We start from the raw sequence: 14,789 nt of genomic DNA on the forward strand, positions 1-14,789 counted from the left end.
CGGAGGGGAATAAGATGAGTTCGTATTCGGCATTGTTGCAGCCAGAACGCTTAGTGGAGGTGCTGCGGGAACTGGTACAAATCCCTAGCGTTAATCCGGGATTTCCCGGCGGACATGGAGAAGACGGTGTGGCGGCTTATGTGAAGAAGTTTTTACATCATCTCGGCCTGGATTCTTTCTATCAGCCTGTGGAGCAGGGGAGAAGTAATGTAATCGGGGTATTGCCTGGAGCGGATGTCAGCAGACGGCTGCTATTGGAGGCTCACATGGACACGGTTCAGGTGGAGGGCATGACTATACCACCATTTGCTGGAGAGGTGCACGGCGGAAGGCTATATGGGCGAGGCGCCTGTGATACTAAAGCTTCGCTTGCGGCTATGTTGGTTGCACTTGAAACCTTGAAAAAGGCTGGTCTGACCCCGCCGATCTCGGTCTGCTTAGCGGCGGTAGTAGACGAAGAAGTCCATTACCGAGGTGTGTCCGCATTTGCGGAATCTGTTGCAGGAGAGAGTGCGCGTTATGTCGGCGCTATCGTAGGAGAGCCGACGGGTCTTGATATCATTACAGCTCACAAGGGCTGTGTACGTTTCTATATCGATGTGCATGGCAAGGCTGGACACAGCTCCAACCCGGCTCTTGCAGATAACGCAGTTGAGCGGGCCTGTATGGTTATTTCGGAGCTTCAGGCCATAGAGCGGGAGGACTATCCCGGCCTGGAGCACCGACTTGTCGGTCCGCCTACCCATTGCATCAGCATGATTCAAGGGGGGGTGGCGCCGAATACGGTGCCGGAATTGTGCCGCCTAACTCTGGACAGACGGACCGTGCCGGGGGAAGAGCCGCTGGAGGTGTTTGAAAACATGAAGCTGAGGCTGCATACACTTGCCGAGCGTGAGCCAGGTCTACAGCTCAGCGTGCCGGAGCCGTTTATCATTGATTTTGCCTTGGATACGCCCGAAGAAATGCCGTTTGTTCAATCATTGCTTGCCGCAGCTCGGGAACACCGTTCCGGAGCGGGGCTGCTGGGAGCAGCTTACGGCAGTGATGCCAGTAAACTGGCCCGTGTCGGCATCCCAGCAGTTGTGTTTGGACCGGGCAACATTGCCCAGGCCCATACGGAGGACGAGTGGGTCGAATTAGCGGAGGTAGAACAGGCTTGTCGAGTCCTGATCGACTTTTCAATGAAACCTATTTTGAAGGGAGCTTAACACATGGGAAAAGTAGAAGAAAAGCTGGAGGAATTAGGAATCGTGCTGGAGAAGGTTCCGGTGCCGGTAGCCCAATATGTGCCTGCTAAAACCACGGGCAAATTAGTCTACACCTCAGGTTGTGATTGCCGTAAAGACGGGGTATTAAAGTATAAAGGAAAGCTCGGCCTGGATCTGACCATAGAAGAGGGCTACGATGCAGCGCGTCAGGTGATGATTAATATCCTTTCCGTGCTCAAGGAGCAGGTAGGTGAACTGGATCGGGTCAAGCAGGTTGTAAAAATGCTGGCATTTGTCAATTCATCCGCCGGGTTCGTAGAGCAGCCTTATGTGATTAACGGTGCTTCGGAATTGCTGGTAGAGGTATTTGGAGAAAAAGGGAAGCACGCTCGATCTGCTATTTCAGCCAATGAACTACCTTTTGATACGCCAGTGGAAATTGAACTTATTGTGGAGTTGGAATGAGACTAACAAATGGAAAACGGCTGGACCCGACAGATCATCTGGGGCCGGCCGTTTTTTGTATCCCTATACCTAATTTAAAATGGTTAAAGGGAGGGTATACCCTTGAAAGGCTGAAACCCTTCCTCTTCCAGGTAGATTCCAGCTTCCTCACGGGTCTCAAAGGCCATCTCCAGTTGAATGCCGGAATAAATGTACCAGATATCATCCTCATATTTTAAGGTAAGCACCTGTCCGTCCTCGTTCACCCAATTGCCTCCGCCTGGGGAGGGTTTAATGATTGAAGAAGGGGCTGAAGGCAAAGGTTCAACTGGAACTTCATCATTTGCAGTCAGCGAAAGAATGGACTCATGAACAAGACCTCGCAGCTGGGACTCCGAGAACTCGCGAATGTTCACATAGCCTTTAGCATCTTTATCGTATCCCTTCAGCAATCCGGCATAGATAAATCCGTTGCCATTAGGATGCAGGTGATAGCCGACAGTCTTCTTCTCTTGCACACTTCCCTCAAAATGATAATTAACCCGTCCAAGAGACACCGTTTTTTTCTCCAATTCAGGAAATGAGTCCAATATGTTTAATTTTTGTTCAAAGGATAGCATAATCCGCCTCCGGTCAGCGATATGGATAGGGAGCCAGCAGCTCCCATGATCAGTATAATGATTCTCCAAGCGGGAAGCAAAGGAATGCCCTCTCGTTCTTCACAGCAAGCGATTTGGGGTACAAGTACATCAACGGAAGAATTTTGCGAAGAACGGGAGGAACTTGTATGGTAAAAGGCTCGAAAGTCAGATGGGGGATCATGGGCACGGGCGTGATTGCCGAGCAGTTTGTTACAGATCTGGCATTCACCAGCACGGGGATTCCCTATGCGGTAGGATCACGGCAAAAGAGCAAGGCTGCGGATTTTGCCTCGCGTTACGATATACCAAAGGCCTATGGGAGTTACAAAGAGCTGATCGAAGATCCGGAGGTGGATGTGGTATACATCGCAACCCCGCACCGGTATCATCTGGAGAACTCGCTGAATAGCCTTAGAGCCGGAAAGGCTGTATTGTGCGAAAAGCCGATTACGGTAAATCGTCAGGAGCTTGAGGTGCTGATCTCTGAAGCCAGAGCGCGTGATCTGTTTCTGATGGAGGCGATGTGGATGTTATTTTTGCCTCCGATGCGCCGGGCATTGGAATGGATAACAGAAGGGAGAATCGGTGAGGTCAGACTTGTACAGGCGGAGTTCGGATTTGTAGGGGACGGTGAGCCGGAAGGCCGGCTGCTCAATCCGGAATTAGCGGGGGGAGCGTTGCTTGATGTCGGCGTATATCCTGTGGCCCTAGCCACTGCTATCTATGGCTCTCAGCCATCACAAATCATGAGCACTTCATCCATCGGGGAGACCGGCGTCGATGAGCAGTTTTCCGCCTTATTGACCTACGACTCAGGGAAATCTGCCTCCCTTCATGGATCGATCACGCTTGGCATGCGAAATGAAGCAGTCATTCACGGTACGGAGGGCTGTATTGTCCTTCCCTCGATGAATAAAGCACCTTCCGCTATCCTCTACAAAGAGGGCCAAGAGGTGGAGAATTATAGCGATGAGCGCCAGGGAAAGGGCTATGAATATGAAGCGGACGAAGTGGGGAGAAGTCTGCTTGCAGGCAGGAAGGAATGTGAGTGGCTTGCACCGAATTGGTCGTTGGAGGTCATGCGCTTATTGGACGCATTGAGAGCACAGTGGGGATTAAAGTATCCCTTTGAATAAGCCCATTACTCGTTTACAATGAAGAAAGAATCGAATTACGGGAGGCGATGAGGATGGACAAATCTTCTGAGAATAAAGTGAAATGGGGAATCATGGGCACCGGCTGGATCGCGGAGCAGTTTACTGGCGATCTTGTCCATACCGTCAGCGGAGTGGGATATGCCGCAGGCTCACGTACGCTTGAAAGTGCAGAACGCTTCGCTGAAAAATTTGGACTGGCCAAGGCCTATGGGAGTTACGAGGAGCTTGTCTTAGACCCTGATGTGGATGCTATTTATGTCGCAACACCCCACCCGCTTCATCGAGAACATGTATTGTTGGCGCTTGCCGCCGGGAAGGCCGTACTGTGTGAGAAGCCGATTACGGTGAACAGCCGTGAACTGGCTGAAATTATAGATGCTGCCCGCAGCCGGGGATTATTCCTGATGGAAGCGATGTGGACAAGATTTTTACCGGTTATTTCTCAAGTCAGAGCATGGCTAAAGGAAGGCAAGATCGGGGAAGTACGGATGCTGAAGGCAGACTTTGGCTTCCGCACCGACTGGAATCCCGAGGGGAGGCTGTTAAATCCGCAGCTTGGGGGAGGAGCTTTGCTGGATGTGGGCATCTATCCGGTCTCTCTTGCCTCCATGATATTTGGCGCTACTCCGCAGTCGGTTAACAGCACTGCATGGATTGGGGAGACAGGAGTGGATGAGCAGTTTTCTGTGTTACTGGATTTTGGAGCAGGGCGAACCGCTTCATTAAACGGAGCAGTCCGTCTCGGTCTTAACAACGACGCCTGGATATTCGGTACAGAGGGGATGATCCATATTCCTTCCTTCATCAATGCCAGGGAGGCGACGCTTCGGGTTGCAGGGCAAGAGGACATCAAGGTAACGGATGAACGCGAGTCGAAGGGATATGCATTTGAGGCGGAGGAAGTGGGCCGCTGCTTGCTGACAGGGGAAAAGGAGAGCCCGTTGATCCCGCTGGACGAATCATTGAGCATTATGAAGCTGATGGATGAAATTCGGGATCAGTGGGGACTTAAATATCCATTTGAATAAAGTGGCGGAGCCGCAGAGACATTAAGGCAAGAAGCAGATGCTTCTTGCCTTTACTTTGAGAGGCAGACTTTTTGAACACTTCCTCTAATGTTCTATTCATGCTCGCTGAAGCTGTCGATAAACCGCTTGGCCAAGGAAGACAAGTACCGTTCCTTGGACCAGATGGCGGCAATTTGGGTCCGAAGGTACTCGCTATTGATCGTCTTGACGATAAGCCCGGTGTGATTGGATAGCCGCAGGGCAGATTCGGGAATAATCCCTATTCCCAGTCCGGCATGGGCCCATTGGAGCGTGGTTCGGGCATCGTCATTTTTGCAGAACAGCTCCGGTTCAAATCCGGCTTTCCCACAGGTTTCCCGAATCAGGGATTCGAATCGGCGATAAATGATGAGCGGCCTTCCCTGAAGGTCTGGAATATCGCAGCTGTCAGCCGCGGGATTCCAGTCAAATCTCGGAGCCATCACAGCGATCATCGGCTCCTGCTTCATCGTGATCCAGTTCAAACCTCCGGCATGGAAGGGAGTCCTGACGATCCCGATCTCAATGACACCGCTCTGCAGTAAATCAATAATGTGGAACGTGTTTCCTTCGTGAATTTCGAATTTAACCCCCTCATAGGTCTGGAGGAAGTCGATCAGTCTCTCGGTAAGCAAGGCCGCTCCCGAAGAAGAGACGGTTCCAATTTGCAGCGTTCCGCTTAGCCCTTTGGAAATATCACGGATCTCTCTCGCAGTAGAGTCCGCCAGATCGATCATCTGTTGGGCTCTTCGCCGGAGCATCTCCCCCGCATCCGTCAGCTGAATGCTTCGAGGGCCTCGTTCGGCTAGCTTGACTCCCAGCTCATCCTCCAGAAGCTTGAGTTGCTGGCTGAGGGGAGGCTGGGCCATCCGGAGCTTCTTGGCTGCCGCTGTAATTTGTCCCTCCTCCGCGATGGTCAGAAAGTACCTGAGTTGCTTGATATCCATAGCTATCCCTCCCGTTTTGATATATTGAAAACGTATGACAGAGATATGAAAGCAATATTTTAACTATGTCACAGGGTATGTCATAATCATATTTGGCACGGAAAGAAAGTCAATACGCCGGCGACAATATTGAATAAGAGATGGTGATTCAGCTTTGTTCAAACTTGCTGTATTTCTGAAACCGTATAAGAAAGAAACGATTCTCGGTCCCCTGTTCAAGCTGCTGGAGGCTATTCTGGAGCTGCTGCTGCCCACCATCGTGGCGCTAACCGTTAATCACGGAATTGGCAACCGGGACAGCAGTTATGTTCTTAAAATGGGCGTGCTGATGCTGGCGATGACGCTCCTTGGTTACGGAAGCTCTTTAATTTGCCAATACTACGCAGCAAGAGCCTCACAAGGGTTCGGTACTACCTTGCGCAACCGGCTGTTCCGTCATGTCTCCTCGCTGTCCTTCGCGGATTTGGAACGCTTTGGTACGCCTTCGCTAATCAATCGGGTAACCAATGATGTCAACCAACTGCAAGTGGCGGTAGCGATGCTGATTCGGCTGGTGATCCGTGCGCCGTTCATTTGTATCGGGGCGATTATCATGGCGATGATTCTTGATTTTCGTTTATCCCTTATCCTGCTTGCGGCCACACCGATTTTTGGAATTGTATTATATCTGATTATTGCCAAATCCGCGCCTATGTACCGTCTGTACCAGAAGAAGCTCGACAAGCTTGTGCTTGTGCTGAGTGAGAGCCTGGGAGGGGTAAGAGTGATTCGCGCCTTTGCCAAGAGAAGGGAAGAGCAAGGCCGCTTCAAGGAAGCCTCCGATGATATCACGGTTACGGCTATTCGGGTGGGACGCATCTCGGCTCTGCTAAGTCCATTGACGATGCTGGTGGTGAATGCGGCTATCATTGCTATTCTATGGGCGGGCGGAGTTCATATTAATCAGGGCAGTCTGTCCTCCGGTGAAATTATCGCCTTTATAAATTACGTAACCCAGATTTTACTTGCGCTTATCGTGGTCTCTAACTTGATTATTATCTTTACAAAAGCAGCTTCGTCAGCAGCACGGGTCAATGAACTGCTTGATACCTATCCGACGATTATTGATGGTTCGGCGGACAAGGAGAATTCGACTGCCGCGGAGACGGACACCCCGCTAGTCGAGTTCGATCATGTCGGCTTCGGATACAGCTCGACTGGCGATCCGGCCTTGAAGGAGATCTCCTTTAAGGTTCATCGTGGGGAAACAATCGGGATTATCGGGGGTACCGGGTCGGGAAAGTCCTCCCTTATTCATTTGATTCCAAGGTTCTACGATGCCGGACAGGGTGCTGTCTATGTGGAAGGCATTAATGTGAAGGATTACTCGTTGGAGAAGCTGCGGAGCAAGGTTGCCTTGGTTCCCCAAAAGGCGATTCTCTTCACCGGAACAGTGGCTGATAACATCCGCTGGAGCAATGAGCATGCCGGAGACCAAGAGGTCGCGGAGGCTGCACGCGCAGCCCAGGCCGAGGAGTTTATCAACAAGCTGCCGGAGGGGTACCAGACCCGAGTGGCTCGAGGCGGTCTGAACCTGTCGGGAGGACAGAAGCAGCGGATTACGATCGCCCGGGCGCTTTTGGCCCGTTCAGAGATTCTGATTCTTGATGATTCCTCCAGTGCATTGGACTATGCGACTGAGGCGGCTCTTCGCCGTTCCATCAGACAATATCATGCCGATACGACGATGCTTCTGGTCACACAACGTGTAAGCACTGTACTTCATGCAGACCGGATCATCGTGCTGGAAGAAGGCAGAATTGCGGGAATCGGCACCCATGAGGAATTGCTGAAGCATTGTGAGCCTTATCGCGAGATTTGCCGTTCACAGCTGTCGGAAGAGGAGGGCGTTCAGGGATGAACATGAAGTCAACGTGGTTAAGAATTTTCAAATACATGGCAGCCTATAGACTCCTGCTTCTCGGCTCAGCGCTCAGCGCCTTGATCAGCGTACTGGCAAGCTTGGCCGGACCGCTCTTGATCGGTAAAGCCATTGACCGGATGCTCGGGCAGGGAGCGGTGGAATTCGATATTGTGTTCCGCTTGCTGAGCTGGCTAGCGATTATATATGCGCTGGGCAGTCTGTTCAGCTGGCTGCTTGCTTATCTGACGAACCGGCTGGCTTATCAGACGGTCAACTCCATGCGTGAGGAAATGTATGATCGTCTGAACAATCTGCCGCTTACCTATCATGATAATCATCCGCAAGGAGACAGTATAAGCCGGTTTGTCAACGATATGGATGCGATCTCCGATGGATTATTGCAGGGCTTCTCAACACTGCTCACAGGGGTCGTAACAATAGCGGGTTCAATTGTTCTCATGCTGTACACGAGCCCGATCATGACCTTGGCTGTTCTGTTATCCGCTCCGGCTTCTTATTATGTAGCCCGCTACATTACAAGAAGCTCACAGCAGCTGTTCCGCGATCAGGCCAAGATTGTAGGGGAATTGAACGGCTATGCAGAAGAAATGATCGGCGGGCAGAAGATCGTTCAAGCCTTCCGGTACGAAGAACGCAGCTATGAGCAGTTTTCGGATATGAATCGGCGCCTGTATGAGACAGGGGTTAAGTCGCAATTTATCAGCTCGATTTCCAATCCTTCCACAAGACTCGTGAACAATATTACCTTTTCTGTCATCGCGACTGTCGGAAGCTTGATGGTCATTGCAGTGAGAATTACGGTCGGGGATTTGTCCAGCTTCTTGATCTACGCCAATTTGTTCGCGAAGCCGTTCAACGAGGTCACAGGAGTTATTTCGCAGCTTCAGGCAGCTACAGCTTCGGCGCAGCGGGTATTTAAAGTGCTGGATGAACATGCAGAGACGCCTGACTCATCCCGTTCCGCGATCTTGTCCCACAAGCAGGAGACGATCGAATTCCGTCATGTCCGATTCGCTTATCAGCAGGACCGGCCCTTGATTTCAGATTTGAATCTGACGGTGCCTCCAGGAACCAGAATTGCAATCGTCGGGAAGACGGGTGCAGGTAAGACAACGCTGGTCAACCTGTTGATGCGCTTTTACGATGTTGACGGCGGGGAGATTCTAATCGGGGGAGTGAACATCAAGACGATGACACGCGACAGTCTCAGACGTGCCTTCGGAATGGTGCTTCAGGATACCTGGCTGAAGAGCGGTACGGTTCGTGACAACATTGCTTACGGTAAGCCCGGGGCCGCCGAGACCGAAGTAATAGCCGCTGCAAAGTCGGCGAATGCTCACTCCTTTATCATGAGGCTGCCAAATGGATACGATACAGTCATTAGCGGGACCGGAGATCAACTGTCTCAGGGGCAAAAACAGCTGCTTACCATAGCAAGGGTCATGCTGGTCGATCCGCCCATGCTTATTCTTGACGAGGCCACGAGTAGTATTGATACGTTGACTGAAATTCGTATCCAGCAAGCATTTCAGCGGATGATGCAGGGAAGAACCAGCTTCGTCATCGCCCATCGGTTGTCCACGATCCGTGAATCGGATGTCATCCTGTACATGAAGGATGGAGATGTCGTAGAGAGCGGCAGCCATGATGAATTGTTATCCCGCGGCGGCTATTATGCAGAACTGTATAACAGCCAGTTCACTGGGGAAGCAGAGGGTTCGCGATAAATGAATTATCGAATGATCTTCCTGAATGGCTTCGTGATCAAAAGCTGACTTTTTGAGCAACCTCATATAGGTGAATGTCACCGGACATACCTTCCTGGAGTATAGTAATGTAAATGCACTTCTTACAAACCAGGAAGGGAGAATGAGGATGATCCAACTTCCTCCGGGAGAGGCTTCCCAACTGCATACCTTAAATCTAACCATGATGGAGAGGGATATATTGCGGCAGATGCAGCTTAGCCCGGAAACGTATGCATATGAATCCCTTGCGGTGCTGGAATTCGAACTGACGACCAGAAGCAGGATTATAGAGGCGGCAAAAGATTTGAATAACAGCGGTGCCAGCTTTGCCACCTTCGAGGGATCCTACTGTAATGAACGCTACTGGCAGCTTCAGCCTAACGGGGCTTTCCGGCTGCGAAGCGGCGTGACGCCGGCAGAAGGAATCACTGACATTTTCCGAAACGGCCGCCTCTATGCCTTCGAGTGCGCAACGGCAATGGTTATTGTGCTGTACAAAGCTGTGCTCGGAGCGATTGGCGAAGCATCCTTTAACACTTATTTTGGCGGACTGGTACTTTATGACTGGCAGTATGACAGTGACTTGAGGATTATATCTAGGACGACAGGCACGTCTTATCCGGGTGATGTCCGCTATTTCAACAATCCGGATTTCAATCCGACCAATCCCGAATGGCGGGGAGAAAATGCGATCCAGCTTCCTGGCGGCTTATACTATGCCCATGGACTCGGTATCCGCCGCCCCGAGGAGATTCTACGCATACTTAATATGCGCAGGAGACCGGGAAGCCTCACTCCGGCATATCTGCTGGAGCAGTATGAGGTTCTGGATTATGCTTATACTTACAGGCTAAAGTCCGGTGTAGCGAGAATTGGCGGACAGGTCTTTGTGCTTGGGTGAGATCGAACGATGTTGTTCGGTCGGCCCAGGCTTTTTTTCTGAAATGCTAGGTCATTAGGGTGTATATAAGCCGACGCGGGGCCTATTCACAAGCCGAAGCAGTTATGGTTTTCTGGATAATAGCGGCATGCCGTAGTATCTATATAAGTTGAACTATCTAAACTACGTAGAAAGGGCATAAGTGTGAAGTGTTACAAGCTTTCTGTAAGAAAGCTACTTCGGAAGCATAAAGCGTAAGCGTTCGCCTTTGTGAATGGATTTCTACCTTATAATATCTTAGTTCAATAGAGAAATCCGCGAACAACAGCGATCGTAAGCACACTTCTCACGTTGCCCTCAAAACGTAAAATTCAATAGTTCAACTTCTCTAAATGCGCTGCTATTCATTGTTCAGGAGGCATTATACATGGAAAGCAAAACCATTCAAAAGCGCAGGCTCTTACCTGTTATACAGGCAGTAGTATGTCTTTGCTTGCTTGCAGGCTTGGGCAGCGGGGCTGGGGTTCGCAGCGTATCGGCCGATGGCGTACAGGCTGTATTTAAAGATACGGCTACCCATTGGGCCCGCCCGGAGATCGAAGCTATGGTAAGCCAGGGGATTCTTGACGGGTACCCTGATGGCAGCTTCAGACCGACAGAACCGGTTAAGGTCGACCAATTTGTCAAAATGCTGATTCTCTCGTTCAGCGAGCAGCACCCCAACCAGGAGCGAAGCTGGCGCAGCAGCTTTCTAGATTCGTTGACCGAAGAGAATAGAACCATCCTTAAGCAGGACTACCGTTATTTTGACTTCAAGCCTTCCATGACCGGATATTGGGCGAAGCCTTATATTGATGTTGCAAGCGACTTGAATTTCTTAAACAAGAGCCGCTACAGTGACTTCCAGGCGAACATGACCCGGGAAAATGTGGCGGAGTTGATCTATTATACACTGCAGGAAACAGAGTACCTGGAAGATGCAGATTTCAGCCTGTCTGTTGCCCGTAATTACGGGGATTTAACCAGCGGCAACGAACGAATGCAGCGATTTATTGCAGAGTCGCTGATCAAGGGAATTATGGAAGGATATCCTGACGGTAATTTTGGGGTAGGCCGTTATGTAACGCGTGCAGAGGCATTGGTTATTTTGACGCGTCTAACGGACAAATCTAAGCGGATTCCGATGAAGCCGGAGAAGGATCAACTGCAGCGTATTGTGCCGGCATCCACCGGGAGCTACAAAATTGTGGCCTTTCCGGATCAGAAGATGCTGGACATGTACGATACATTAGTGGAGGCAGGCAAACTGAGGGGAACCAACTATAATTTGCAGGATACGACACTGCGGCTGTTCAAGGATGATAAGGAGAAGCAAGCTGTGCTCAATGCCTCTGCCATGGGCAATCTGGGTGCGAGCGCCAATTCGGCTTCGGCTAAGGAAGAGGTGGCGCTATGGCTTGATCCTGCTTATAACACCTATGGGATCACGGTCAGACTGCGGGAGGGGACACTGGCCCGTAACAAGGAAGCCATCGAGTTGTTCGGCAACCGGCTGTTTACTTATGAGGCGATTGCCTTCCATCGCTGGTTCAACTCCATTTGCGAGGAGGTAGAAGCCGGCCGGCCGATCGCTTCCAAGCAGGCAGAGGTTGGCGGATATACCGTTAATCTTCTGGTGGACAGCGAGAACAAGACGGCCGTATTCTCGATCGCTGCCACAAAATAAGCAACGGTAATAGGCTGCCCTGGATAGTCTGAATGACTGGGGCGGCCGCTTTTTCCGAGAAAAATGTAAGCGTTTCAAAATAGGGATTGTATCCGGGGGTTATTTTTGCTACAATGCTTTTGAAAAGCTTTTCAAAATGAAAAGGATGAATACAAGATGAAAGCAACCATACGGGATGTAGCTAAGCTAGCAGGTGTATCCATCAGCACAGTGTCCAGAGTAATGAACTCGCCTCAGAGCGTGATAGAAAGTAAGCGCCGGAAGGTACTGGAGGCTGTGGAGCAGCTGTCGTACCAGCCTAATTCTTTTGCACGCGGGTTGATATACCGAAAGTCCTTCACGCTAGGCCTGCTTATTCCCGATATTGAGAACATGTATTATGCAGGTATCATTCGCGGAATGCAGGAAGCTTGCAACAAGCTGGGTTACAGCCTGATGATCTGCAATACCGACCGGGATTCGGCACGTCTGCTATCGTACATCGATACGTTTCATGAGAAGCAGGTGGACGGTATCGTGTTCGCTAGCGATAGAATGTCCCCCGAATATTATGATAAGTTGTCAGCCTATCGAATTCCCGTAGTGATGCTGTCCTCCCATAGTGATGAGTTCGAGATTCCGTCGATTGAGGTGGATGATGAAGCTGCGGCCTATGATGCCGTTAAATATCTAATCGGGCTCGGTCATCAGAAAATCGCGATGATGGGCTTCAACGATGTCAACTCCGTCTCCGGACCGCCGCGGCTTAAAGGCTATTTGCGCGCACTCTCCGACGGGGGAATTGATGCCTCAAGCCTCTTGGGCAGAGTTAAGCATGCCGCTCATTATTTCGAGCATGCCTACGAAGCCGCTCATGAGCTCTTTATGGAGTATCCCGATACCACAGCCGTCTTTTGCGTTGCCGATGAATTTGCTATGGGGACGATCTCTTATCTGAAGGATCAGGGGGTGTCCGTCCCGGAACAGGTGTCAGTTATCGGCTTCGACAATATCCGGATGGCCGGAATTTATATTCCCAAGCTGACGACGATTGCCCAGCCTACCTTTGAACTCGGATACCGTTCTGCCGAGAAACTGCATGAGCTGATCACAACTGGCCAAACGGAGATCATGAGGGAGAAGCTGCTGCATAAACTGATTATTAGGGAATCAGCAGGGACGGTGAGCTAGCTCACTTTCACTGTCTCATTTTGAAAAGCTTTTCACAATCAAGGTATCAATGTTGCAAGCGCATACATTTTAATAGATATACTATAAAAATTTTTCAGACTACCTCGTGTTAAACGCAAGCAACTCTGCAGCAATAAGATTGTCTAGCCTAATTCCATCATTCTTTAGGGATGACACACCCAACCGGACCCTTACCCAACGAAGCCTACCTTTACTCGCATTCGCAACATGCAACATAAAATTTTGAAAAGCTTTGCAAGGAGGTGATCCGAACCAAAGGCGGATAAGAAAGAACAGGATGTTGAAGCGCAAAATCACATGCATGAACCGATTTTGGCAGTGAAAACAATTAAAGGGGATGTAACGAGATGAGAAAAGCTAATAAGCGGAATTATTCACTTCTTCTGATTCTTTGCCTGTCGATAACCATGCTGCTTAGCGCCTGCGGGGGCAATAAAGCCGCTAATAATGAACCTCCAGTCCCGGCGCCAAGCAACAATGCCGGATCCAATAATAGTACGGATGGAAATGATGCTGCAGGAGACCAGGGCGGTTCCCCGCTAGAGCTGGCGTTTAAAGGCGAATACAAGGGAACGAAGGTGACCATGTTCGGACCGTTCGTAGATGCGGACCAGGTAAACTTCGAGACGAGCATTAAGGAATTTGAGGAGAAAACGGGTATCGATATTCAATATGAAGGCTCCAAGGAATTTGAAGCAACGATCAACATTCGCGTTGATGGCGGCAATGCGCCGGATATCGCCGATTTTCCGCAGCCCGGCCTGCTCGCTTCGATTGCGAAGACCGGCAAGGTGATCGATCTGACACCGATTCTGGATCAGGAGAAGCTGAAATCGAACTATAACCAGAGCTGGCTGGACATGGCGACGATGGAAGGCAAGGACGGTCAGATTATGGCCGGTATTTGGAACCGGAGTAATGTGAAGAGTCTCGTCTGGTATCCGAAGAAGCAGTTTGAAGAAGCAGGATATCAAGTTCCGGAGACATGGGAGCAGTTGATGGACCTCACCGAGCAAATTGCTAAGGATGGCGATCCGGCTTGGGTGATTGGAATTGAAAGCGGAGCAGCAACAGGATGGCCTGCAACGGACTGGGTCGAGGATATCATGCTTCGTACGACAACTCCTGAAAACTATGATAAATGGGTAAGCGGAGAACTGCCGTTCACATCCCCGGAAGTCAAGCACGCTGTGGAAAAAATGTCAGAGATCTGGATGAATCCGGACTATGTGTACGGCGGGACCAAATCGATCGTAACGACTCCGTTCGGCGATGCTCCCGCTCCGATGTTCGACAATCCGCCGAAGGCATGGCTCCATCGCCAGGCGAACTTTATTACAAGCTTCTTCCCTGAAGGGACGAAGGTAGATGAGGATTACGACTGGTTCTACATGCCGCCGATCGACGAGCAATATGGCAAGCCGGTATTAGTGGCGGGCGATATTTACGCCATGTTTAATGATCGGCCTGAGGTTCGCGCAGTCATGGAGTTCTTTACTACCGGGGAATCCATTAAGAGCTGGGTGCAGTCGGGCGGCGTGATCGCGCCGATGAACGATGCCCCTCTGGACTGGTACAGCTCCGAGTCTGACCGCCGGATGGCGAAGCTTGTGCAAGAGGCTTCTACACTTCGCTTCGACGGCTCCGATCTGATGCCGGGTAAAGTCGGCGCAGGCACGTTCTGGAAAGGAATGACCGACTATGTGAGCGGGGCCGCAACCCTAGACCAAGCCATGGAGCAGATTCAATCCGGCTGGAGCAATTAGAATGAATTCAGGAAGGATGGCGCCTTGCCAAGGATAGGTTCGGCAGGCGCCGCCTTCTTCATTTTCGGCTATGGCTGTGGCAGCCAGTAGCCCAAGGAGGAGTAAGACATG

General features: G+C 50.7%; 12 protein-coding genes. 10 read left to right on the forward strand and 2 right to left on the reverse strand.

The genetic code is table 11. From position 1 onward, the window contains the following. The first annotated feature begins 14 nt into the window (after positions 1–14). Together KQJ23_RS05015 and KQJ23_RS05020 are read left to right on the forward strand one after the other, a co-directional pair. On the forward strand, positions 15–1,208 hold the full coding sequence (locus KQJ23_RS05015; protein WP_249529504.1) for a M20 family metallopeptidase: 1,194 nt from the start codon (positions 15–17) through the stop codon (positions 1,206–1,208). Between the two features lie 3 nt (positions 1,209–1,211). Continuing rightward, the gene (locus tag KQJ23_RS05020) at positions 1,212–1,673 is read left to right on the forward strand and encodes a RidA family protein (protein ID WP_216477586.1); all 462 of its coding nucleotides are present in this window, start codon (positions 1,212–1,214) and stop codon (positions 1,671–1,673) included. Positions 1,674–1,756: 83 nt separating this feature from the next. Here KQJ23_RS05020 and KQJ23_RS05025 read toward each other — a convergent pair whose 3' ends face one another. Next, complete coding sequence (locus tag KQJ23_RS05025) at positions 1,757–2,272, reverse strand: hypothetical protein (RefSeq protein WP_216477587.1); 516 nt, start codon at positions 2,270–2,272, stop codon at positions 1,757–1,759. 167 nt (positions 2,273–2,439) lie between these two features. Between KQJ23_RS05025 and KQJ23_RS05030 the strand changes: the two genes are divergently transcribed. Together KQJ23_RS05030 and KQJ23_RS05035 are read left to right on the forward strand one after the other, a co-directional pair. Next, on the forward strand, positions 2,440–3,429 hold the full coding sequence (locus tag KQJ23_RS05030) for a Gfo/Idh/MocA family protein (RefSeq protein ID WP_216477588.1): 990 nt from the start codon (positions 2,440–2,442) through the stop codon (positions 3,427–3,429). A gap of 53 nt (positions 3,430–3,482) precedes the next feature. Then, complete coding sequence (locus tag KQJ23_RS05035; RefSeq protein ID WP_216477589.1) at positions 3,483–4,478, forward strand: Gfo/Idh/MocA family protein; 996 nt, start codon at positions 3,483–3,485, stop codon at positions 4,476–4,478. 92 nt (positions 4,479–4,570) lie between these two features. Here the strand turns inward: KQJ23_RS05035 and KQJ23_RS05040 are convergent, their stop codons facing one another. After that, positions 4,571–5,443, reverse strand: a complete 873-nt coding sequence (locus KQJ23_RS05040) for a LysR family transcriptional regulator (protein WP_216477590.1) — start codon at positions 5,441–5,443, stop codon at positions 4,571–4,573. Between the two features lie 154 nt (positions 5,444–5,597). On the opposite strand from KQJ23_RS05040, the gene KQJ23_RS05045 reads away from it, so the two are divergent. The 6 genes from KQJ23_RS05045 (at position 5,598) to KQJ23_RS05070 (ending at position 14,678) form a co-directional block, all read left to right on the forward strand. Next, positions 5,598–7,343, forward strand: a complete 1,746-nt coding sequence (locus KQJ23_RS05045) for an ABC transporter ATP-binding protein (protein ID WP_216477591.1) — start codon at positions 5,598–5,600, stop codon at positions 7,341–7,343. Further along, on the forward strand, positions 7,340–9,094 hold the full coding sequence (locus KQJ23_RS05050) for an ABC transporter ATP-binding protein (RefSeq protein ID WP_216477592.1): 1,755 nt from the start codon (positions 7,340–7,342) through the stop codon (positions 9,092–9,094). Before KQJ23_RS05045 ends, KQJ23_RS05050 begins: the two co-directional genes overlap by 4 nt. Positions 9,095–9,242: 148 nt before the next feature. Beyond that, positions 9,243–10,016: a protein-glutamine gamma-glutamyltransferase gene (locus KQJ23_RS05055; protein ID WP_216477593.1), complete on the forward strand. Its 774-nt coding sequence runs from the start codon at positions 9,243–9,245 to the stop codon at positions 10,014–10,016. Positions 10,017–10,422: 406 nt separating this feature from the next. After that, positions 10,423–11,721, forward strand: a complete 1,299-nt coding sequence (locus KQJ23_RS05060) for an S-layer homology domain-containing protein (RefSeq protein ID WP_216477594.1) — start codon at positions 10,423–10,425, stop codon at positions 11,719–11,721. A gap of 156 nt (positions 11,722–11,877) precedes the next feature. Then, a complete protein-coding gene (locus KQJ23_RS05065; RefSeq protein WP_216477595.1) occupies positions 11,878–12,891 on the forward strand; it encodes a LacI family DNA-binding transcriptional regulator in 1,014 nt (337 codons plus the stop codon). Between the two features lie 368 nt (positions 12,892–13,259). Continuing rightward, the gene (locus KQJ23_RS05070) at positions 13,260–14,678 is read left to right on the forward strand and encodes an ABC transporter substrate-binding protein (RefSeq protein WP_216477596.1); all 1,419 of its coding nucleotides are present in this window, start codon (positions 13,260–13,262) and stop codon (positions 14,676–14,678) included. The last annotated feature ends 111 nt before the right edge of the window (positions 14,679–14,789 follow it).

Origin of the sequence: Paenibacillus brevis (assembly GCF_018919145.1) — a bacterium.
GTDB classification, from domain to species: Bacteria; Bacillota; Bacilli; order Paenibacillales; family Paenibacillaceae; genus Fontibacillus; species Fontibacillus brevis.

Excerpts from the sequence above, each read along its gene's own strand:
- KQJ23_RS05015 (WP_249529504.1), top strand. The coding sequence starts at position 15 with ATGAGTTCGTATTCGGCATTGTTGCAGCCAGAACGCTTAGTGGAGGTG.
- KQJ23_RS05020 (WP_216477586.1), top strand. The coding sequence starts at position 1,212 with ATGGGAAAAGTAGAAGAAAAGCTGGAGGAATTAGGAATCGTGCTGGAG.
- KQJ23_RS05025 (WP_216477587.1), bottom strand. The coding sequence starts at position 2,272 with ATGCTATCCTTTGAACAAAAATTAAACATATTGGACTCATTTCCTGAA.
- KQJ23_RS05030 (WP_216477588.1), top strand. The coding sequence starts at position 2,440 with ATGGTAAAAGGCTCGAAAGTCAGATGGGGGATCATGGGCACGGGCGTG.
- KQJ23_RS05035 (WP_216477589.1), top strand. The coding sequence starts at position 3,483 with ATGGACAAATCTTCTGAGAATAAAGTGAAATGGGGAATCATGGGCACC.
- KQJ23_RS05040 (WP_216477590.1), bottom strand. The coding sequence starts at position 5,443 with ATGGATATCAAGCAACTCAGGTACTTTCTGACCATCGCGGAGGAGGGA.
- KQJ23_RS05050 (WP_216477592.1), top strand. The coding sequence starts at position 7,340 with ATGAACATGAAGTCAACGTGGTTAAGAATTTTCAAATACATGGCAGCC.
- KQJ23_RS05055 (WP_216477593.1), top strand. The coding sequence starts at position 9,243 with ATGATCCAACTTCCTCCGGGAGAGGCTTCCCAACTGCATACCTTAAAT.
- KQJ23_RS05060 (WP_216477594.1), top strand. The coding sequence starts at position 10,423 with ATGGAAAGCAAAACCATTCAAAAGCGCAGGCTCTTACCTGTTATACAG.
- KQJ23_RS05065 (WP_216477595.1), top strand. The coding sequence starts at position 11,878 with ATGAAAGCAACCATACGGGATGTAGCTAAGCTAGCAGGTGTATCCATC.
- KQJ23_RS05070 (WP_216477596.1), top strand. The coding sequence starts at position 13,260 with ATGAGAAAAGCTAATAAGCGGAATTATTCACTTCTTCTGATTCTTTGC.